This is a genomic window from Kluyvera sichuanensis, assembly GCF_014218705.1.
Taxonomy (GTDB): Bacteria; Pseudomonadota; Gammaproteobacteria; order Enterobacterales; family Enterobacteriaceae; genus Kluyvera; species Kluyvera sichuanensis.
The window spans coordinates 50,527-71,296 of sequence record NZ_JABBJF010000004.1; the positions used below are offsets into that span (position 1 = coordinate 50,527).

Consider the following 20,770-nt stretch of genomic DNA (forward strand, 5'->3'; position numbering starts at 1 on the left):
GGGCTACATGCTGAAGTATCCCGGGCGAGCGCGAGCGACCCCGGGAATCCGCCGAATTACCGTTCCCAGTACGCCTCTTCGAGGCTATCTTCTTTCTCCGGCAGGCCGCGCGTCAGGCGCGGTGAATGCTGATTCAGCACCTGATAGCTTACCCGGTTCGCATACTTACACACCTGCGCCAGCGACGAGTAAGTCAGCCAGCTATGCTGGTGCTTACTGGAGTTCGGCACGTTGGAACGGTGGTAGGCGTTGGCGGTAATGTCGTGCAGCAGCGCAGCCAGCGCACCGTCGCCCGCGCCGTTGGTGTTCATGATTTTCTCAGGTCCGCCCATAAACGGCGCAATGTGCGAGTAAATACGCAGCGGGTCCTGACAATCTTTAAAGCGCACCGCGCGGCTGAATTCGTACTGGTTGAACTCAGCAATCGCCCCCGGCAGCAGCGGGTGCTGCGTTTTACGCTTGGCGTCGTTCTCGGTGAAGCCCGCCATGTACAGCCCGGTTGGCCCGGCCGTGCACAGCACCAGATCCACCCAGTCGAGCGCCTTATCCGACGCCTGCAGCGGGTCGCTAAGACCGGTTAACGCTTCCGCCTCTTCTTCATTCATCGCCAGAATCGACACGTGCTCTTTGATAAAGCTCTGCCACCACGCCGGGCTTTCGGCGATCACGAATTTGGTCCCCAGCGTCAGCACCACCGGCACGTCATATTTCTTCGCATAGGCGATGGCCTGCATGGTCGCTTCAGGCATCGGTTCGCCCGGTTTGCAGCGCACCAGATAGGAGGTCAGCACCAACGCAGACGCACCGGCAATCACCGACTCAGGCACGCTCTCCGGGCGCAGTTTGTTCATATGGCCCGGGCTAATGGCGAAGGTACGCTCGCCGGAATCACTAATAAGCGTAAAGCAGCGGCCAATCGGCCCTTCCACGCCCTGCAGGTAGTTCAGGTCGGTACGGCTTGAGGTGTTGCACAGGTAGCGGTAGGCGTAGCCGCCGATTTCGATGTTGCTGCACATCACGCCCAGCAGCACCGAGCGATCGTCCGCCAGCACCGAGTAGTTGTGCATGGTGTTGCCGATGGTGCCACCAGCAAACTGATGAGTAATGAGATCTTCGCGCACCAGCTCCTGATACAGCGCTTCGGCAACGTCATCTTCAATCACCAGAGAATGCCCGGCGCTCAGACCGTAGCGCTGAATAAACGCATCGTCGACTTTGGCTTCAATATCCACCAGCGTCTGGTCGATACCGACAACCCAGGCGGCGCTGGTTTCACTCTCGGGTTGAATCTGCTTTAGCAGCGGATCGCGAGCGTCCACCGGGAAATAGTGTTTAGATTTGCGTTTACCGGGAAATTTCATGGTTTTTCAGGAGTGGCTGTGAACAGGCGGTGAATAGTAGCACATTCATCCGCCTGCTTGCGATCAGGTATAGGGCGCGGTCAGATTGACCATCATCGCGATATGCGCTTCGTCGTCATTCAGCGCAGGAATGTATTCATACTGCTGACCACCGGCCTCTATAAAGACCTCGCGGTTCTGCACCGCAATCTCCTCCAGCGTTTCCAGGCAGTCCGCCGAGAAGCCCGGGCACATCACCTGGATATGTTTCACGCCCTTCTCGCCGAGCATTTTCAGCGTTTCGTCGGTGTACGGCGTGAGCCAGGGTTCACGGCCAAAGCGCGACTGGAAGGTCATCATCACTTTATCCGGCGAGATACCAAGGGCCGACACCAGTTCGCGGGTGGTATCGCGACAACGCTGCGGGTAGTCATCGCCTTCCTGCGCAAAGCGCTGAGGAATGCCGTGATAGGAGAGCAGCAGCACGTCCGGCTCGCCGTGACGGGCAAACGACGCGCGCGCGCTGGCCGCCAGCGCCTGAATATAGCCGTGGTCGGTGGCGTAGTCGCGGATAAACGAAACGCTTGGGATCGCCCGTTTGGTCGCCAGAATACGCGCCAGCTCGTCCCACACCGCCGCCACGGTGGAGCAGGAGTATTGCGGGTAGAGCGGCAGCACGATGAGATGGTCAACGCCCTGCGCCAGCAGTTCATCTACGCCGCTTTGCAGCGATGGCGTACCGTAGCTCATCCCCAGCACCACCGGAATCTCCGGCAGGCGAGCGGCAAGTGCACGCTGCTGGCGACGGCTGAACACCATCAGCGGTGAGCCCTCTTCCATCCATACGGACTGATAGAGTTTGGCCACGCGCGGCGCACGGATAGGCAGGATCACGCCGCGCAGCAACGGCCACCAAAGCAGACGAGGGGTATCAACGACGCGCTTATCGCTTAGAAACTGTGTCAGGTAGCGTTTTATCGCTTCAGGCGTTGGAGCATCGGGGGTGCCGAGGTTAACCAGCAGGATACCGGGTTTCTTATGATGCATTACCGCCTCTTATCGATTCAAATTGTTGATAATTGTAGCGGAAAAGTGAGGAAGAAAAACTAATTGCTGCGAGAGGTAAGGAGAGAATTTGCCTGATGGCCCAGCGCTTATCTGACCTACAGAGAGTCCCGTAGGTCGGATAAGGCGTTTATGTCGCCATCCGGCATCGGATGGCGGCACAATATTAGCCGAGGATCTTCGCCAGTTCAGCGCGTACGTCAGCAACGGCTTTGGTGCCGTCAACTTTTGCGTACTTGGTGTTACCTGCCTGCGCTTCTTTGGAGTAGTAGCCGATCAGCGGAGCGGTCATCTGATGGTATTCCACCAGGCGCTTACGCACGGTCTCTTCCTGGTCGTCTTTACGGGTGGTCAGCTCTTCGCCGGTCACGTCGTCTTTGCCTTCAACCTTAGGTGGGTTGAATTTAATGTGGTAAACACGGCCAGATGCCGCGTGTACGCGACGGCCAATGATACGGTCAACGATCAGCTCGTCCGGAACGTCGAATTCCAGAACGTAATCAACGTTGATGCCCGCTTCTTTCATGGCGTCTGCCTGCGGGATAGTGCGTGGGAAACCGTCCAGCAGGAAACCGTTACGGCAGTCTTCCTGAGCGATACGCTCTTTGACCAGCGCGATAACCAGTTCATCAGTGACCAGCTTGCCTGCGTCCATGATGTCTTTAGCCTGTTTGCCCAGCTCGCTGCCGGATTTTACAGCGGCGCGCAGCATATCACCGGTGGAAATTTGCGGAATGCCATATTTCTCCATGATGAACTGTGCCTGAGTTCCTTTACCCGCGCCCGGTGCGCCAAGCAGAATGATACGCATTGCGAAAATCCCCTCAAAGGTTGTCGATATTTTTTAAAAAGCGCTAAAAGATACCACCAGAACGGCGCTGGCTCAAGGAAGGCGGGACGGCTGAAACGGTTAATGGTCAGATATTTTGCGTAGCGGGAGATTTAAGGGCGCTCGCCCGGAGAAGTAGCCCGGGCGAGGCATTTATACCGACCCCGGGGGAACCGGAGCCGAACCCGGCGTTGCGTTGCTCGGCCGGGCTACTTGATTAGGACAGGTTTATGACACCAGCAGCTGGTTCATGCGGCGGATAAACTGGTTAGGATCTTCCAGCGTACCGCGCTCGGCGAACAGCGCCTGGTCAAGCAGCAGCTCAACCCACTCTTTAAACTGCCCTTCGTCCTGGGTATCCGCGGTGCGTTTCACCAGTACGTGATCCGGGTTCAGCTCGAAGATGTATTTCACTTCCGGCGCGGCCTGGCCTGCAGCGGCAAACAGCTTCGCCATCTGGGTGCTCATTTCGTCCGCGTCGGTGGTGACGATGGCCGGGGTGTCGGTCAGACGGTGAGTCAGACGCACCTCTTTCACGCGGTCGCCCAGCAGGGTTTTCACGCGCTCAATGAACGGCGTCAGCGCTTTTTCCGCTTCTTTTGCGCTCTCGTCCACTTCATCCGCCAGCTTGTCGATAGACTCGTCGGCTTTCGCTACGGACTGGAACGGCTTACCGTCGAACTCAGTCAGGTAGTTCATCATCCACTCATCGATGCGGTCAGAAAGCAGCAGCACTTCGATGCCTTTCTTACGCAGCAGTTCCAGGTGCGGGCTGCTCTTCGCCGCGGCATAGCTGTCGGCGGTGATGTAGTAGATTTTCTCCTGCCCTTCTTTCATGCGGGACACGTAGTCGGCCAGCGACACGGTCTGCTCGGAAGAGTCAGTGTGAGTCGACGCAAAGCGCAGCAGCTTCGCAATCGCTTCCTGGTTGCTGTTGTCTTCCGCCGGGCCTTCTTTCAGCACCAGGCCGAACTGTTTCCAGAAGGTCTGGTATTTCTCGGCATCGTCTTTCGCCAGCTTATCCAGCATCTGCAGTACACGCTTGGTCAGCGCGTTACGCAGGTTACGGGTGACCGTGCTGTCCTGCAGAATTTCACGAGAGACGTTCAGCGGCAGATCGTTGGAATCTATCAGACCACGCACGAAGCGCAGGTAGTTCGGCATGAACTGCTCGGCGTCGTCCATGATGAAGACACGCTGTACGTACAGCTTCAGGCCGTGCTTATGGTCACGGTTCCACATATCCCACGGCGCCTGCGACGGGATGTACAGCAGGCTGGTGTACTCCTGCTTACCTTCCACACGGTTGTGGCTCCAGGTCAGCGGGTCGGTAAAGTCGTGGGCGATATGCTTGTAGAACTCTTTGTATTCGTCGTCGTTCAGCTCGGCTTTGTTACGCGTCCACAGCGCCTGCGCCTTGTTGATCTTCTCCCAGGAAACCACGGTTTCGCCGTCTTTCTCTTCCTGTTTTTCGATCTCTACTGGCAGCGCAATATGGTCGGAGTATTTGCTGATAACCGAACGCACGCGCCAGTCGTCGAGGAACTCGCTTTCGTCTTCGCGCAGATGCAGCGTAATTTCAGTACCACGGTCTTCTTTGGTGATGTCCGCTACGGTGTATTCACCTTCACCGGCAGATTCCCAGAACACGCCGTTTTCCGGCTTATCGCCTGCGGCACGAGTACGCACGGTGACTTTATCCGCGACGATAAACGCCGAGTAAAAGCCGACGCCAAACTGGCCGATAAGCTGGCTGTCTTTCGCCTGGTCAGAGCCCATGGACTCGAGGAAAGCTTTGGTACCGGATTTAGCGATAGTCCCCAGATGGTCAATCACTTCATCGCGGTTCATGCCCACGCCGTTATCGGCAATGGTCAACGTACGCTTATCTTTATCGAAGGAGACGCGCACACGCAGTTCGCCATCGCCCTCATACAGATCCGGGTTGGACAGCGCGCGGAAGCGCAGCTTGTCGGCGGCATCTGAAGCGTTAGAGATAAGCTCACGCAGGAAGATTTCTTTATTGGAATACAGAGAATGGATCATCAGATGCAGAAGCTGTTTAACTTCTGACTGGAAGCCACGGGTTTCTTGTCCTTTCATTGCAAAATACCTCAATGCTGATTACAAGGTAAAAAAAGCGATGAGAGGAAAATGGGGATGGGTAGAGAGGATTTCAAGCGAGAGCAGAAAATCCTGCTCTCGATTGATTAAAAACGAATCTTATGGCGACCGGCCAGCGAGTGCGATAGCGTGGTGCCGTCAACCATCTCCAGCTCACCGCCTACCGGCACGCCGTGGGCGATACGGCTGGCTTCAACGCCATACTGCGCGCAAAGCTCGGCGATATAGTTAGCCGTGGCTTCCCCTTCCACCGTCGGGTTGGTAGCGAGGATAATTTCGGTCAACTGCTCCGATTCCAGACGTTGCTCAAGCCTATCGAGGCCAATATCGTCCGGGCCGATGCCGTCCAACGGTGACAGGTGGCCCATCAGCACGAAGTAGCGGCCAGAAAACTGCCCGGTCTGCTCAATAGCGTAGATGTCCGCAGGACTCTCCACCACGCAGATTTGACCGTTTTCCTGACGACGCGGGTTCGAGCAGATGTTGCACACTTCCTGCTCGGTGAAGGTGCGGCAATCGGCGCAGTGGCCGATTTCCGACATCGCGCGGGTTAACGCCTGCGCCAGACGCATCCCGCCGCTGCGGTCACGCTGCAGCAGGGTAAACGCCATGCGCTGTGCCGACTTCGGGCCTACGCCCGGCAGGCAGCGCAGCGCTTCCATAAGCTGTGTTAACAGCGGACTGGTTTGCATGAAGCTTCTTTCCTGTCATAGCCAATCGATCGATAGGATCAATTGCGAAAAATAAAACGCCATAGGGTAGCATCTCGCAGCCAACAAAACATCGTCAGTTGTAAATGAACGATAAAACGCCGACAGCGTTGGCCTGCCCCGGCGTGACCGCATCCTGCATTTTGATATAGTCGGCAGTAAAGGTCAGCAGTTCGCTTTCCGCCGCGCCGCCAGGGTTACTGGCGTCGGCAAAGCGAGTATATCCCTGCTCAACGTTCGTCACTCGCGAAGAGGTCAGCAGGGGAATGGCGGTATTCAGCGGCAGCCCCTCCTCTTTGCTGTCATATTTTCCTGACGTCAGGCGGAGATTCAGCTGCACGCCAATACCGCTGGCTACGCTCGAGGAGCCATCCTGCGACAGCGCAATAAGGGTGTTATCGGCATTGCCCCCTTCCGTTAACTGCGCCGCCTGTACGGTCATCGTCACCTCGGTCCCCGGTTCACAGGCCAGGTTCATCGTTTGGGTTACGCCACCTACGCGTCGATTGCTATCAAACTGCGTCATATTGATATCGCCCATCGCAAAGTTTAGCGAGGCCACGTCGGCGGTACAGCCCATTGCGTTGATAGCGACCTGGCTTGCTGATACCACAAGTTCGGAGGCAATATCGCCATCGCCACTCATGCTTTTGCTCTCACGAAAATCGACGCGCGCCAGCGGTGAAGGCAACGTCAGCGTGCCGCTGGCAATATTGAGCTTCGTTGCCACAAGCTGTAGGCGATACGAGGAGTTGTTGAGCGTATGGGACGAGGTCAGCAGCGCGCCATCCCCCACCAGCCAGGCATTATCAACGGCCCTGGCGTCATCAAATGGCCCGGCCTGATTCAGCGTATAAACCCTGACGCCAATGCCGTCGAGATTCGTTGGGTACACATTGCCCCCCAGCGTGCTGCCCGTTTGCGGCGCGGAAAGGTACAGAAATCCGACATAGTAATTCTGGACGCATCGTTCAATGGTCACGCGATTATCGCTACCGCTGACGAAGCCTGAATCATAAAGAATGGTCCCAATGGCATACCCTCGGCTGTTAATCACAATATTGTCCGGCAGCGCGATTGTCGAAATCGATACGCTGTCATTGCTGTCTCGTCGACAGTTTGCGCTGCTTGAAAATGAGGCCAGAAATAATACGGCCAGAAGCCAATGCAAGGCAGACATAACCCTTCTCCCATAGGCAATAATTTATTGATATTTAAAGTTGAGCGTGACGGAAGATTGAAATTTACCGGCGGTCGTCGCCCCTTCCGGCGAGTAGAGGCGAGCCACGATATCCAGCGCTCCACTGCGCGTTTGCGCGCTTACCGGAAAGGTATAGCTCACGCCATTTGCCAGATTGACCGCGGGGTTGCCGTCCGCATTCATCAACTGCAAGCCGACGTACTTTGCGCCATCGGCCGCCTGATTAGCGTAGATGACGCTTCCCCAGGAGCCGTCATCATAAGGTGTTCCAGAAAACGTGACCTGTGCGCTCGTCAGCCCCGGCGTACAGTTAATAAGTTCGATCGTGAACGGCACAGAGGCGCTGCTCGCACCGGCCACGGACAACGTATCGCGGGCAAACTCTCCCAATGCGACCTGCGACGGTACGTTTACCGTGCAGAGACTCTGGACAATCGTTCCGCTAACGGAAAAATTCACCAGATCCTGACTGTTATATGCCCCTATTGGTTTAGCCAGCAGCAGCAAAACCAGAGGCGCAATACTTAGCGCAGAAACGGCGTCCCTTTGCCTCCTGGCCCTGTATTCCTTTACCATCGACTTCCCTCCATGAAGCATGCCATCACGAAACCGGGCGACATTCCCCGGTATAAAAAAGGATCGGGCTATCCACGTCAGGTTCAGGAAGGACGTAGTCTACCTGGCACCTTTTGTCCGCACTTTCTCCCCACTTCACCTGCAGCGAACCTTTGCTCCCCAGACCAACCAGGTAAACCTGCCCGTCATCGCCCACGATATTGGTTCGCGTGGCATCGTCTTCCTGGTTCGACAATGACACCACCGCCCCAAACGGCACCGCACGCCCTCGATAACGAAGCGTCATCATGGCCTTATAGCCCACCCAGGTTTTGTATTTTGCAACCACCACAGCGCCGCGGGTGGGCACCACGTTTTTATCCTGGTTATCGATATCCACCTCAGCGATGGCCATATCGCGGCTATCCAGTCTGACGTTATTCAGGTGGTAAGGACGAGCGTAAGGAATGACGGCATTGCCTGAACCGTCGGTGTAGACATTGGTCTGGCCGCTAATGGGAACGCCTGCAACGCCAGGCGCCTGTACCAGCGCGACGCTTTCGTTTAATGAACGGGAAAGCGTGAGCCCCTTCGAATGCGCCACCGCGCCGCCTCTGATGCCATAGCTATAACGGTGGCTATACTCATCGTAACCGTAGCCCGCGGCGAGATCCGCATAGCGGCTTTGGTAGCCAACGTTAAGATTGCCGCTCGTTGCTCGGGCCTCAGCGTCATAGCCTTCTGACAGCTGCCAGTTTAAGGCGTTGTCACGCAGCAGGCTGCCGGAAAGCCCCAGATTATGTGACGTGCTGCCACCGTCACTATGGTTGATGGCATAGCTTGCCGATACCGACCGCCATTTATCGTCCTGGCTAAAGACGCTAAACGGCAGTCGGAACGAAAGGGAAAATACGTTATCGCGGGTGGACTGACGCCCTTCATCGTCATCAGAAACATTTTTGCTATAGGCATAGTTAGCAAAATAGGAGATGCCGCCGATAGCGCCGCTGTACCCCAGACTCAGTGAATCCGTTCGCGAAGTATCCCAGTAGGATTCACTTACCAACGACAGCACCAGGGAGCCCAGCGGTAGATTTTGTGAAATAGAAATATCCACACGATCCCGCATTCGACCACCGTCATAACTGCGCTGATACTCCGTATTCCAGGCATCGGTGAAATCAGAGAAAGCATAATACCCTCCCGTCGAGTAGCGGTAGCCGGCAATCGATAGCGACGTGTCCGTTTGCTGGAGCATTTTGCTATAGCGCAGACGGTAAGATTGCCCGGACTCACGCGAGATGGCGGCAGAATTATCCTCGCGCGGCAACTGGGCCCACGACTGAGAGAGATCGAAAGAAAGCGCCCCCAGCCCGCCAATGTTCATCCCCGTTCCAACCAGCACGTTGCTGTATTGATCCTCGGCCTGAATAAAGCCGGCATAGGCGGTAAACCCGCCGCGCAACCCCCAAGCTCCCGCACCCTGCACAAAGTTAAACTCATGGGCGCGATTTTCCTGGTGCCGAGTCTTCCCTGCTGCGACGGAGTAATTCCCCTGCCCTTCTCGCTGCATAATGGCCAAAGAGGCGTAGGGAACGATAAAACGCCGCTCGCTGCCGTCCGACTCCTTCACATTGACATACAGATCCCCCGAACTCCCGGTTGGATAGATATCTTTTATTTCAAAGGAGCCCGGAGACACCGTCGTTTTATAGATCACGTAGCCATTTTGCAGGACCGAGACTTCCGCGTTGCTCTGCGCAATTCCCCGAATGACGGGGGCAAATCCCTGTCGACTGTCCGGCAGCATCTCCGTATCGGAGTAAAGCAGTGCACCGGTAAAGCTGATGCTGTCAAAAATATCGGCGCGCGTATTGGCCTCGCCCATCACCAGTTGGCTTTTCAGGAAACGAATATCGCGAGAAACCGAGGTATACATCGACTCCCAACGCTGCTCGTCGCCATCGTGGCTGTAGGTCGAATAGTTTCGTAACCGCCAGGCTCCTATGTTAACCCCCGGTTGGACGCTGAGAAACTGGCTGCGGTCATCGTCACCGCCGGTTCTGGAGGTCGTCTGCTGCCCCGTCAGGCTGTAGTTGAGCAACCCCGCAGTGATGCCGTCGTCCCAGCGGCTTTCCGCAACGTAACCTCGGGCCACGTTCAGCATCGCTATCTGCGGCACCGAAAGTACATAGCGCTGGGTCATAATATCCAGCTTCTCGGTCGCCTCCGGAATTGCCTTAAGCGCAGCGCAGTGGTCGTCATTTTTTTGCAGTTTCGGATACTGCTCAACACGTATGCCCCACTGTTTTAGCAATGAGGTGCTAAGGCAGGCCCGCAGCCTCGGTGGGTGTTCGTCTTCATCCTGCTGAAAGGTGAGCGTACGGGTATCGATATATTTTCCGTTAATATAGATATCAATATTATATTCTCCTGGCGGAACATCTTCTTGCGCAAAGAGGGAGAGATCTAATTGGGGAACGGCGGTGCTTGAGGTGTCCAGAAGTTGTGGGTTGAAATACTCTTTAGCCGATGCCGCATCCTGAAATGCCAAAAGGATGATCCCTGCGTTTAACCAACGGCAGATGCTGTTTCCGTATGCTGATATCATCATTCTCATCCATAAAAATAAGCCTGCCGGTGTTTCAGTACGCCTGAGATTGAACCTCTCCTCTCATGCCAAAATCATTCAATACCTGCCATATTGCCTTACCGTGTTCCGGAAGACCTTTTTCCGAAATCACCGTCTTCGAGTATGGCGCCACGTAATAAGGGCCCACCAGGTTTTTTCCACCAACGCTAGCCGTTGATAAGTTCATATAGTGGGGAGTAGGATTAGTCACCTCAATATTTCCCCCAATGCTGTTCCAGCGTAATTTACCCGCATAATGCTCCGGCACACTCCCTTTTAAAGATGCTGGACGATATATCAGTTTTATTTGTGAGTTAATGGCAATCTGTAATGTGTTTTTTCCGCTCTCCTCCGTCGTTGCTGGAATGCCTTTTATATTAAGCCAGAGCATCGATTCCCGATCTTCAGGTAATGGCTTACCAGAACGCACAATTCGAATTGTCGCCTGACCGTCCGCTTCAAGGCGAAATAACGGTGGGGTGACAATAAAGCTGTCTTTCTCCGGTGAGTTTCCATCAATGGCACTAAGCCAGGACTGAACGAGATTGGTGACTTTATCCTTATTCGTAATAGATATCGTCGCCGCCTGACGCGTACCATCAAACAACACTCTCGTGCCGCCAATTTGTAGCCCGGCCAGCGCTGGCAAACAAGGGAGAAGGGACAAGCATAGGCACAGCATAAACCTGGATAGATTCATCATCATCTTATTATGGAGGGGTTTCCCCCTCCCTCACTTTTACTGATAGGAGACGTTATAGGTCAGGGTGCTTGAAACCGCCCCTGAGGTAACGCCCGTTGCGGTGGCAACAAACTGCGCAGAGTAGTTCACCGTGACGTCACCACCGGTTGTTGGCAAATCGACTGCGTCGTTACCATCATCCGCTGCGACAACGGTCTCACCCTGTTTCACCATCACCGCAATATTGGATGCCGGGGAATCCGTGGCGGTGTTTTTAAACCAGTAGCTATTCGTATCCGTTTGGCCAGAAAATTTAATATAGGCTTTTGTTGGGCCATCTGCCGGACAGGACTCTAATACGATGTTAAATATTTTAGCGGCGCCGACATCGCCCTGTTGCGTGAAGCTTGACTTAGGCTCACCGCCCAGATCAATTATACTTTGGCCACCGTTAACATTCACCGTACAGGTTGAATCAAGGATGGAACCGGTAAAGGTGACCTCATTATCAGCGGCGAATGCCTGCGAGGATAAACTCATGACCGCAATAAAAAGGCATGCTGAACGATTTAGTGTATTAATATCCATTACAATATGAATCCTTCCAATAAATTATATCGATATTTGATAATTAACTTTTACGACATGATGTAATACATCGTTCCTGTTGGAACAACAAAATGGTAGTACAACGCATTCGTTCGTGTACATACGATAATATTTTTTTACGCACAATTCATCAAAACCATGTAAGGCTGATAGGTTTTTATTATTCAGGAGGCAATGGCGGCGCGAAAATATCGAATATATAGAAGTGGTAAATTTAATTCATTACATTAATGCTTGAGCGATTTATAATGCAGAGATTATAGAAAAAAAGGGGAATATTTATCAAAAAGACTGGGAGTAGTCGGTAAGCGGCGCTATTGCCCCGCTTACCGGGAACATCAGAACGGCATCTTGAAGCCTGGTGGCAGCTGCATACCGGAGGATACAGAAGCCATTTTCTCTTTCTGAGTTTCATCAATGCGACGTGCCGCATCGTTGAACGCTGCAGCGACCAGATCTTCCAGCATGTCTTTGTCGTCTTCCAGCAGGCTTGGATCGATTTCCACGCGACGGCAGTTGTGTGCACCGTTGATGGTCACTTTGACCAGACCTGCGCCAGATTCACCGGTTACTTCCAGCTGGGCGATTTCTTCCTGCATTTTCTGCATTTTGTCTTGCATCTGCTGGGCCTGTTTCATCAGGTTACCCAGACCGCCTTTACCACCAAACATAGGCTTCTCTCTCAGTAGGTCACGTTAAACAATAACGACCGTAAGCAGCGCTTGCGGTCAAATGGGGCGGATACTCTCTTCATCCAGGTCCGCGTCGAAGAATCGGCGCAGCGTCTGAATGTTATTATCCGCGATAATCGACTCGCGCGCCTGCGCGAGCTTCTCTTCATAGATGGCCTGTCGCCACTCCAGCGGCGTGCGCACCGCCGGATTATCATCTTCCACGATGGTCAATTCAACAGGCGCGCCATATAAAGTGCTTAACGCCTCGGTCAGCTTTTGCTGCGCACCGGGCGAATTCAGATGCCGCTGCGTAGGACGCAAATGCAGGCACACCGCGTTACCGTTCTGCTCTTTCCACGCGTTGAGCGCCACCTGTTCGACGAGCTTCGGCAGCGCCATCTGACTCACCTCGGCCGCCCACGGGTCGCGTTCTAAAGATTCCACCGCCAACTTGGCCGCCAGTTCTGGCGTTTTCTCATGCTCCAGCGCTTTCTTCAGCGCTTTCGGCGTGGCGACTTCCTCTTTTTTCACTTCATCAGCAGGCGTGGTCGCTTTCCAGCGGTATGCCTCTTTCTTCGCCGCCGGCTGGGTCAATGCGGCCGGAGCCGGACGCGCCTGAACGCGTTCCGTTACCGAGGCCAGTCTTTCCAGCGCAGCACTGTTCACCGGCCGCGCGCGGGAAGCGGCTGCCGGTTCACTCTTTTTTGGGGTGTTTACTCCCTGATTGCCCTGCTGCTGTTGCAGCTGACGACGCGCAGCCAGCACCTGATTGGTTGAATCAGGAAGCGGAGCGGCAGGTGGCGGCGTCATCGGCGCAGAGGTCTGCATCGGTGGCTGCTGTTGCGTCATTGGCGCAGCAGCCGGCGCAAAGGTCTGCGGCGGCCTTTCCGGCTCCGGCAGTGGCGCATTGGGATGGAACGCCAGTGCGCGCAGCAGCGTCATCTCAATGCCCATCCGACGGTCCGGTGCATACGGCAGCTCTTTACGGCCAATCAGCATCGTCTGATAGTACAATTGCACGTCAGTTGGCGGCACGGTGCGCGCAAGATTGCGCATCCGCTGCTCCACGGCGGCCATATCGCTGCCGAGCGCCGCAGGCGACAGCTGAACCATCGCAATACGATGCAGCAGGCTTTGCATCTCAACCAACAAGGCTTCCCAGTCAACGCCGCGCAGCGCAGCATCGTTGACCAGCTCCATCACGCGTTCGCCGTTGGCCACCACCAGGGCTTCAATCAGCGACAGCGCCTGATCGTCATCAAGGGTACCAAGCATTTCACTGACCGACACGGCGGTCAATTGGCCTTCACCGCTGGCAATTGCCTGATCGGTCAGACTTAACGCATCGCGCAGGCTGCCGTCCGCCGCACGCGCCAACAGCTGCAGGGCGCGAGGTTCGTGAGCGATATGCTCCTCATCAAGGATATGTTCCAGTTGATGACGAATTTGCTCAACGTCCAGCGCCTTCAGGTGGAACTGCAAGCAGCGCGACAGAATGGTGACCGGCAGCTTTTGCGGATCGGTCGTGGCCAGCAGGAATTTGACGTGCGCAGGCGGCTCTTCAAGCGTCTTTAACAGCGCATTAAAGCTATGGCGCGAGAGCATGTGCACTTCGTCGATCAGATAGACCTTAAAGCGACCGCGTGCGGGCGCGTACTGGACGTTATCCAGTAGATCTCGGGTATCTTCGACTTTGGTTCGCGAGGCAGCATCGATCTCAATCAGATCGACAAAGCGCCCCTGTTCTATTTCGCGGCAGTTATCACACACGCCGCACGGCGTGGCGGTGATGCCGGTTTCGCAGTTAAGCCCCTTCGCCAGCAGACGGGCGATAGAGGTTTTCCCCACCCCACGGGTGCCGGAAAAAAGGTATGCGTGATGAATGCGCCCTAACGATAAGCCGTTCGCCAGTGCGGTCAGCACATGTTCCTGGCCGACGACGTCAGCAAAGGTTTGTGGGCGCCATTTTCGGGCTAAGACCTGATAACTCATTGGCAGGCTCTGAAACGCTGGAAGGTGGATTCACGAGGGGGTAATGCTACCACAGCCCCGCCGGATCGGCGAGGCTATGTATCGGGAAATGCTTAGTGACCCGGGAAATTCACCAGGCTATAGCTGGTGATACCCTGTTTTTCCAGGCGCTGTTCGCCGCCCAGATCGAACAGGTTGATGATGAAGGCCGCATCGTGCACTTCGCCACCCAGACGACGGATCAGTTTAACCGTCGCTTCAATAGTCCCGCCGGTTGCCAGCAGATCGTCGACCACCAGCACTTTATCGCCAGCTTTGATCGCATCAACGTGGATCTCCAGTTGATCGGTACCGTACTCCAGCTCGTAGCTTTCGGCGATCGTTTCACGCGGCAGTTTGCGCGGTTTACGCACCGGGACAAAACCTACGCCCATCGCCAGCGCGACCGGCGCGCCAAACAGGAAACCACGCGCTTCGGTACCCACGACTTTGGTAATACCGGCGTCTTTGTACTTTTCGACCAGCAGTTCAATGCTGAGCGCGTAGGCTTTCGGGTCTTCCAGTAAGCTGGTGACATCTCGGAAAAGAATGCCAGGTTTTGGATAATCCTGGATGCTCTGGATGCTGTTCTTCAGATATTCAAGCTGCTGTGCAGTTGCGGTCATAGGTTTGTGCCTGATTAAAACAGTGTTACTCAAGGCGAGCAAAACGGGTTAAAAACGGATACTGCTCAATTTTTAACCGGGCGCGCCTGTGCTCGAAAACGCCAGAATTTACTGGCTAGCTCGTAGAATTGCAACACCATAAATGCGGTTCATCCGTTTTGTTGTTCTGCATCAACCACCGGAATGCGCCAGAGGAAAATCAGTAACCCGCAGAGAATCGTCAGCAGGAGCAGCCGAACCCATACCATATCGACCAACCACAGCGAAACGCCAAAGGTCAGTAAAATCACGATAATCGCCCGCGGTTTTGCCCCCGGTGGCATGGCTTTATAGCGCTGCCAGTGGCGTAAATAGCCGCCAAACCAGGAACGATACAGCAGCCAATGATGAAAGCGCGGCGAAGAGCGCGCAAAGCACCAGGCGGCAAGCAGAATAAACGGCGTGGTTGGCAGCAGAGGCAATACCACGCCAATGGTGCCAAGGACTACCGCCAGCCAGCCAATAATGATTAAAATAGTACGCTGCATAATGCGAATCGTTATCAAGTGGGTCTGCTACTCTAGCATAGCCGATAACCATCAAGGGGAGAATCCGGTGAAAACGGCGCGGCTTTTACAAACGCTGGAACAACAGCTTACACGGCTTCAGACGCAGATTACGCCGCTGGCAGCCCATGCCACGCTGAGCGCACGCTTTGACCGTCAGCTTTTCCAGACCCGCAGCACCAAAATGCAGGGCTATCTCGACGAGGCATACGCCCATTTTGAGGAGCTAAAACACGCAGTGGAACAGCAGCAGCTGCCGCAGGTAGCCTGGCTTGCTGAACGTCTGGCGGCCCAGATTGAGGCCATCAGCCGTGAAAGTGAAGCCTGGTCGCTGCGCGTCTGGGATAGCCCCTCGCCCGGCCTGCGCCGCTGGCAGCGCAAACGGCTGGAAACGCAAGATTTTGAACGCCGTCTACTGGAGATGAAACAACAGCGTCAGCAACAGTACCAACAGGCTACAACGCTTGAGGATCAGCAGCGTCTGGCCCGCGAAATCACCGCCTTTGATGGCCGCCTCACCCGCTGCCGCGAAGCGCTGGAAGATATTGAACGCATACTGGCGCGCATCACGCGCTAACAAGGAGAAGCTATGTCGCTGGAAAGCGCCCCCGATGATGTCAAACTGGCGGTGGATCTGATTGAACTGCTGGAGAGCAACGAGATCGCCCCGGAGATAGTGCTAAGCGCGCTGGAGATGGTGCGCAACGATTACATCAATAAGCTGAAAAACGCGGAAGGCGGCGCGTAAAACGCAAAACGATGGACTGCATCACCGTCATTACCTGTGGCATCTTCTCAGCCATTCCAGGACAGGGGATGACGGAACATCATGAAAATCTATTCGGCGACGCCGCACGACGCCATTTTTAAGCAGTTTTTACGCCATAAAGCGATAGCGCGAGATTTCTTACAGGCGCACCTTCCCTGCGAACTGCTCGCGCAATGTCATCTTGAGACACTTCAGCTCGCCTCCGGCAGCTTTGTTGAAGAAAACCTGCGCGCCAGCTATTCCGATATTCTCTACGCGCTGCAAACCCGCGACGGGCCGGGCTATATCTACGTGCTGATTGAACATCAAAGCACGCCGGATAAACTGATGCCCTTTCGCCTGATGCGCTATACCCTCGCGGCCATGCAGCAGCATCTGGACGCCGGGCATAGCACTCTGCCACTGGTCATCCCCATGCTGTTTTATCACGGCAGTATCAGCCCCTGGCCGTATCGTATGAACTGGCTTGAACTGTTCGACAACGCCACGCTGGCACATCGCCTCTACACCCAGGATTTTCCCCTGGTCGATATCACCGTGATACCGGACAGCGAAATCATGGCCCATCAGCGCATGGCGATGCTGAAACTGTTGTTTAAGCACATCCGCCAGCGCGATCTGGCCTCTTTACAAGAACAACTGGGTGCCTTACTGATAGAGAATTGGCTAACGCCCTCACAGTTGGAAGCGCTGATCGCCTATATGCTACAAGCGGGTAGTGCATCTCACCCGGAAGCGTTACTCTGCACACTGGCGCAATATTCACCACAGCATAAGGAGCAGCTGATGACCATTGCCGAATGGCTAGCCGAAGAGGGACGGAAGAAAGGGATTGTTCAGGGAATAGAGCAAGGAATGGAGCAAGGCGAAGCGCTGGGGCGGCGCGATGAAGCGCAGAAGATTGCGCGAAACATGCTGAATGCCGGACTCTCCGCCGCGCTGGTTCAGCAGTTGACCGGATTAAACGCCGACGACCTTACGGCACAAGCAGAATAGTAAAGGGCGGCTCCCGCCGCCCTTAATGCTTTAATCCGCAACCAAATCCTGGCCGTCGGTTTTAGCGTCACGTTTCACTTCCGTCACCACATCCCCCTTCTCATTGTGCAGATGCACTTCGAGTTGGTTGAAGGCGATATTGATGTCGTTTTCGCGACACAGACGATCGATAGTCCTGTTCAGTTCATCCACGGTATAGCTACGGTCACGCAGTTCGCGCACATACAAACGCAACTCGTGATCCAGCGTGCTGGCACCGAAGGTGGTGAAGAAAACTGACGGTTCCGGATCGTGCATCACTTTCGGGTGGCTGGTTGCCGCCTGCAGCAGCACCTTTTTCACCTTGTCGAGATCGGACCCATAGGCCACGCCGAGGCGGATCACCACGCGGGTGGTGGTATCACTCAATGACCAGTTGATCAGGCGCTCGGTAACGAACGCTTTGTTCGGGATGATCACCTCTTTGCGGTCAAAATCGGTGATGGTGGTTGCACGGATACGGATCTTGCTGACCGTCCCCGAGAAAGTGCCAATGGTCACCGTATCGCCAATGCGTACCGGGCGTTCGAACAGAATAATCAGGCCGGAGACGAAATTACCGAAAATTTCCTGTAAGCCAAAGCCCAGACCAACCGACAGCGCGGCGGCAAGCCACTGCAGTTTATCCCACGATACTCCGAGCGAACCAAACACGGTCATCGCCCCCACGGCGATAATGGCGTAGTTCAGCACGGTGGTGATGGCATACGAGGCCCCCTGGCGCATATTGAGCCTTGAGAGCACCAGCACTTCCAGCAGACCCGGCAGGTTGCGAATCAGCGCCCAGGCCACCATCGAGGCAATAATGGCAAACAGCAGGCTGCCCATGGTGACGTCTTTCACCACGCTGGTCCCCGCTTCGGTGCCGGTGTAGTGCCAGAGCGTAATGCTGTCGAGGTAGCTGAATACGGTGATTAAATCAGACCAGATAGCCCAGAACATCAGGCCAAACAGCGCGACCATCACCAGCATGGTAATACGCAGCGTCTGCTGGTTGATCTGCTCCAGCGCAATCGTCGGCTCTTCCTGCGGTTCGGCCCCTTCTGCCCCCTCTTTCACCAGATTCTGGCGACGGGCAACCGCACGACGATAGGCAATGCGGCGAGCCGCCACGCTCAAACCGCGCAGTACCGTCTGGTACAGTAGGTTCCAGAAAATAACCAGATAGACCGTTTCAATCCAGCGGCCGGAAAGACGCAGCGTGGTATAGAAGTAACCGGTCGCGGTGAGCACCATCAGCCCCACCGGCACCAGCGACAGCACCGTCACCGTCAGCAGTCGCAGGCTGTGCGACTCTTTATCACGCCAGCTTTCGCGACACATCGGCCACGTCAGCACCGCAATCACCAACAGGTTTAGCAGAATAACAAACTGCCCCAGCACGTCGTCCATCAAGTTGAGCGGGGAAAGTTCCGACACCACCGACCAGAAGTGCAGCGGCAGCAGCGCGATGCTGATGCGCACAATCTGGCGACGCCAGTGGCTGGTGAGGTGTTCCGGCATATTGAAGTGGCGGACGGCAACGCCGTTTTTCTCCAGCACTTTCCAGCACAGGCCGAAGACCAGCCAGTAAATCGCCAGTTTTTTACTGAACGCCCACAACAGCGCGCTGATATTGAGCTGCATGGTCAGCAGAATCAGGCCTATCGCCAGAATGATCAGCACCACCGGCAGCGCACGGATGAGATCGATGAGAATCGCCTTCGGCGTATGCAGTTGGCTGTCATTACGCAGATTACCCACCTGATCGCCGAGCTTATCCTGATAGCTGCGCAGCCACTGTAGTCGCCAGCGAATCAGCCCGGCAATCAGCAGCAGCGGAAGCCCGGCGAGGAAAGCAATGAACACGGCAGGCCACGCTTTTTCCCAGTTCACGGTGATTTTCATCGATTTGAACTGGCTCTTCAGCGCTTCAGGGAACGATTTAATCCAGTCCCAGTCCATCGGACGGTTGCTGTTCACCCAGAAAATTTGCTGGGTCAGAATCGATTTCAGGCTTTTGGAGACGCTCATCAACTGCTGCTGGTTAACCTGCAGGTTGATAGCCATCATCAGCTGGTTACCCAATTGTTTGTTGATCAGGTCCAGCATTTCGCGACGAGCGTCGACGATTTGCAGCAGCGCATCATGCACTTCGCTGTCAACTTCGTTACTGTGTCCCTCTTCCAGCTTGGCGACAAAATCATCGCTCTGGAACAGGGTGTCGCGTTGCTGGTTAATCTCGAACTGCTCAAGACGCAGGTCGGCGATCCGGGTGGTCATGTCCTCCAGCTCATCCGCCGACGGTAACGTCTGCTGCTGCTGATAAAGAATACGCGACAGCAGCAGGCTGCCCTTCAGTACCGCAATCTGCTCTTTGACGTTACGTTCGGACTGCAGCGCACGGTCGAGCCAGGTTTTTACCTTAATATTCTGCTGCACCAACTGGTTGCCGCTTTCGGTTGCGGTAATCAATTTCTGGCTCAGCTGATGGTTGATTTCGAGCTCTTGCTTTACCAGCGGGTTGCCCTGGATACGGGCGGTCTCTTCCGGTGTGGCGTTCTCGGCGGCTGTTTTTTCCGACAACATCAGGCGCTTACTGTTGACCGCCTCCTGCAGCAGCTGAAGCTGATGCTCAAGCCGGGTACTGTAGGCGGTCACGTAGTCGCGCTGCTTCTGCAGGGAGTCCTGCAATACCGTATTGCCAGCCAGGCTCTTACGCTGAAGCTCAATCTCCGCGTCGAGTAACGTTTTTTGCACCTGCAGCATCGTCTGCTGGGTAGGACGCAGACCATCGCCGACGGTGCTGCCATTCAGGCTGTTACGCACCTGCAGCAGTTGCTGAGAGGCAGAGTTCATCGCGTTCTGTACGCGTTCAGGCTGGGTTTGCAGGGAGACGAGCTGGCTGTTATAGGTGGCCAGGTCGTTTTGCGCATTTTGTAAATCGTCCACCGCTTGGGACACGCGGGCTTCAAGCTGGCGCAGCGACAGGGTGCTCAGTGTTTTACGCGTCTCATCATCGTTATCGACATCGCTGATGTCATTCAGATTGTCGGTAGCCTGGCGCAGCTTAATGGGCGCCTGATCAATCTGCTTTTGTAGCTGGGTACTTTCCGCCTTAACGCTGTCGATTTTATCGAGCAACTGCAGCGTTTCCGTCAGATCCTGCTGAACCAGCTTTTCCTGAGGAGTCAGGTCTTTTTTATTGTTCAGCGCGTTAAGCTGATCCTGGACGTCAGAACGGTCAGGAATATCGGTGCCGTTCAGCGCACGGGCTTGTACCGCGGCGATAGATAGCACAAAACAGACAGCAATAATGAGAAATGCAGAGATCGTGGCCCGAGGGCGGATGTTATGCAGCATAATCTTAACATGTGTGGTGGCT

Annotated in this window: 18 protein-coding genes and 1 other annotated feature; of the genes, 3 read left to right on the plus strand and 15 right to left on the minus strand. The window is 55.1% G+C overall.

Features of this window, described 5'->3' with window-relative positions; translation table 11 throughout:
* Nucleotides 1-56: 56 nt before the first annotated feature.
* The 14 genes from HII27_RS06240 to HII27_RS06305 all read right to left on the minus strand — a co-directional run bounded on the left by HII27_RS06240 (nt 57) and on the right by HII27_RS06305 (nt 15,584).
* Nucleotides 57-1,361, minus strand: a complete 1,305-nt coding sequence (locus HII27_RS06240; RefSeq protein ID WP_185667092.1) for an inosine/guanosine kinase — start codon at nt 1,359-1,361, stop codon at nt 57-59.
* A 63-nt stretch (nt 1,362-1,424) separates the two neighbouring features.
* Nucleotides 1,425-2,387 carry a ferrochelatase gene (hemH, locus tag HII27_RS06245; protein ID WP_185667093.1) on the minus strand — a complete coding sequence of 321 codons (963 nt, stop codon included), beginning with the start codon at nt 2,385-2,387 and terminating at the stop codon, nt 1,425-1,427.
* Nucleotides 2,388-2,571: 184 nt separating this feature from the next.
* A complete protein-coding gene (adk, locus tag HII27_RS06250; RefSeq protein WP_185667094.1) occupies nt 2,572-3,216 on the minus strand; it encodes an adenylate kinase in 645 nt (214 codons plus the stop codon).
* A gap of 246 nt (nt 3,217-3,462) precedes the next feature.
* Nucleotides 3,463-5,337: a molecular chaperone HtpG gene (htpG, locus tag HII27_RS06255; RefSeq protein WP_185667095.1), complete on the minus strand. Its 1,875-nt coding sequence runs from the start codon at nt 5,335-5,337 to the stop codon at nt 3,463-3,465.
* 107 nt (nt 5,338-5,444) lie between these two features.
* Complete coding sequence (gene recR / locus HII27_RS06260; protein WP_185667096.1) at nt 5,445-6,050, minus strand: recombination mediator RecR; 606 nt, start codon at nt 6,048-6,050, stop codon at nt 5,445-5,447.
* A 94-nt stretch (nt 6,051-6,144) separates the two neighbouring features.
* Entirely contained in the window at nt 6,145-7,248 is a 1,104-nt protein-coding gene (locus HII27_RS06265) for a type 1 fimbrial protein (protein WP_185667097.1), read from the minus strand.
* A 24-nt stretch (nt 7,249-7,272) separates the two neighbouring features.
* A complete protein-coding gene (locus HII27_RS06270) occupies nt 7,273-7,728 on the minus strand; it encodes a fimbrial protein (protein WP_317983838.1) in 456 nt (151 codons plus the stop codon).
* 142 nt (nt 7,729-7,870) lie between these two features.
* On the minus strand, nt 7,871-10,378 hold the full coding sequence (locus HII27_RS06275; RefSeq protein WP_223883159.1) for a fimbria/pilus outer membrane usher protein: 2,508 nt from the start codon (nt 10,376-10,378) through the stop codon (nt 7,871-7,873).
* Between the two features lie 91 nt (nt 10,379-10,469).
* Entirely contained in the window at nt 10,470-11,156 is a 687-nt protein-coding gene (locus HII27_RS06280) for a fimbria/pilus periplasmic chaperone (RefSeq protein ID WP_370631742.1), read from the minus strand.
* Nucleotides 11,157-11,195: 39 nt separating this feature from the next.
* Nucleotides 11,196-11,726: a fimbrial protein gene (locus HII27_RS06285; protein ID WP_185667099.1), complete on the minus strand. Its 531-nt coding sequence runs from the start codon at nt 11,724-11,726 to the stop codon at nt 11,196-11,198.
* 359 nt (nt 11,727-12,085) lie between these two features.
* Entirely contained in the window at nt 12,086-12,418 is a 333-nt protein-coding gene (locus HII27_RS06290) for a YbaB/EbfC family nucleoid-associated protein (protein ID WP_052283815.1), read from the minus strand.
* A gap of 57 nt (nt 12,419-12,475) precedes the next feature.
* Entirely contained in the window at nt 12,476-14,413 is a 1,938-nt protein-coding gene (dnaX, locus tag HII27_RS06295) for a DNA polymerase III subunit gamma/tau (protein WP_185667100.1), read from the minus strand.
* Nucleotides 13,082-13,146: a sequence feature (DnaX frameshifting element), on the minus strand. It overlaps the preceding gene by 65 nt.
* Before the next feature lie 92 nt (nt 14,414-14,505).
* Nucleotides 14,506-15,057 (minus strand): adenine phosphoribosyltransferase, encoded by a 552-nt coding sequence (gene apt / locus HII27_RS06300; protein WP_035891847.1) that lies wholly within the window; start codon nt 15,055-15,057, stop codon nt 14,506-14,508.
* Nucleotides 15,058-15,206: 149 nt separating this feature from the next.
* Nucleotides 15,207-15,584, minus strand: coding sequence for a DUF454 family protein (locus tag HII27_RS06305; RefSeq protein ID WP_185667101.1), 378 nt, complete (start codon nt 15,582-15,584; stop codon nt 15,207-15,209).
* A gap of 67 nt (nt 15,585-15,651) precedes the next feature.
* On the opposite strand from HII27_RS06305, the gene priC reads away from it, so the two are divergent.
* From priC to HII27_RS06320, 3 genes are all read left to right on the plus strand, one after another.
* A complete protein-coding gene (gene priC / locus HII27_RS06310) occupies nt 15,652-16,179 on the plus strand; it encodes a primosomal replication protein N'' (RefSeq protein WP_185667314.1) in 528 nt (175 codons plus the stop codon).
* A gap of 12 nt (nt 16,180-16,191) precedes the next feature.
* Entirely contained in the window at nt 16,192-16,350 is a 159-nt protein-coding gene (gene rsmS, locus HII27_RS06315) for a pleiotropic regulatory protein RsmS (RefSeq protein ID WP_185667102.1), read from the plus strand.
* A gap of 81 nt (nt 16,351-16,431) precedes the next feature.
* Nucleotides 16,432-17,367 (plus strand): Rpn family recombination-promoting nuclease/putative transposase, encoded by a 936-nt coding sequence (locus HII27_RS06320; RefSeq protein WP_185667103.1) that lies wholly within the window; start codon nt 16,432-16,434, stop codon nt 17,365-17,367.
* Between the two features lie 30 nt (nt 17,368-17,397).
* Here HII27_RS06320 and mscK read toward each other — a convergent pair whose 3' ends face one another.
* Entirely contained in the window at nt 17,398-20,748 is a 3,351-nt protein-coding gene (gene mscK, locus HII27_RS06325) for a mechanosensitive channel MscK (RefSeq protein WP_185667104.1), read from the minus strand.
* Nucleotides 20,749-20,770 lie beyond the last annotated feature (22 nt).

Bases quoted from the DNA above. Each gene is read 5' to 3' on its own strand.
- HII27_RS06240 (WP_185667092.1), bottom strand. From the start codon at position 1,361: ATGAAATTTCCCGGTAAACGCAAATCTAAACACTATTTCCCGGTGGAC.
- hemH (WP_185667093.1), bottom strand. From the start codon at position 2,387: ATGCATCATAAGAAACCCGGTATCCTGCTGGTTAACCTCGGCACCCCC.
- adk (WP_185667094.1), bottom strand. From the start codon at position 3,216: ATGCGTATCATTCTGCTTGGCGCACCGGGCGCGGGTAAAGGAACTCAG.
- htpG (WP_185667095.1), bottom strand. From the start codon at position 5,337: ATGAAAGGACAAGAAACCCGTGGCTTCCAGTCAGAAGTTAAACAGCTT.
- recR (WP_185667096.1), bottom strand. From the start codon at position 6,050: ATGCAAACCAGTCCGCTGTTAACACAGCTTATGGAAGCGCTGCGCTGC.
- HII27_RS06265 (WP_185667097.1), bottom strand. From the start codon at position 7,248: ATGTCTGCCTTGCATTGGCTTCTGGCCGTATTATTTCTGGCCTCATTT.
- HII27_RS06280 (WP_370631742.1), bottom strand. From the start codon at position 11,156: ATGAATCTATCCAGGTTTATGCTGTGCCTATGCTTGTCCCTTCTCCCT.
- HII27_RS06285 (WP_185667099.1), bottom strand. From the start codon at position 11,726: ATGGATATTAATACACTAAATCGTTCAGCATGCCTTTTTATTGCGGTC.
- HII27_RS06290 (WP_052283815.1), bottom strand. From the start codon at position 12,418: ATGTTTGGTGGTAAAGGCGGTCTGGGTAACCTGATGAAACAGGCCCAG.
- dnaX (WP_185667100.1), bottom strand. From the start codon at position 14,413: ATGAGTTATCAGGTCTTAGCCCGAAAATGGCGCCCACAAACCTTTGCT.
- apt (WP_035891847.1), bottom strand. From the start codon at position 15,057: ATGACCGCAACTGCACAGCAGCTTGAATATCTGAAGAACAGCATCCAG.
- HII27_RS06305 (WP_185667101.1), bottom strand. From the start codon at position 15,584: ATGCAGCGTACTATTTTAATCATTATTGGCTGGCTGGCGGTAGTCCTT.
- rsmS (WP_185667102.1), top strand. From the start codon at position 16,192: ATGTCGCTGGAAAGCGCCCCCGATGATGTCAAACTGGCGGTGGATCTG.
- HII27_RS06320 (WP_185667103.1), top strand. From the start codon at position 16,432: ATGAAAATCTATTCGGCGACGCCGCACGACGCCATTTTTAAGCAGTTT.
- mscK (WP_185667104.1), bottom strand. From the start codon at position 20,748: ATGCTGCATAACATCCGCCCTCGGGCCACGATCTCTGCATTTCTCATT.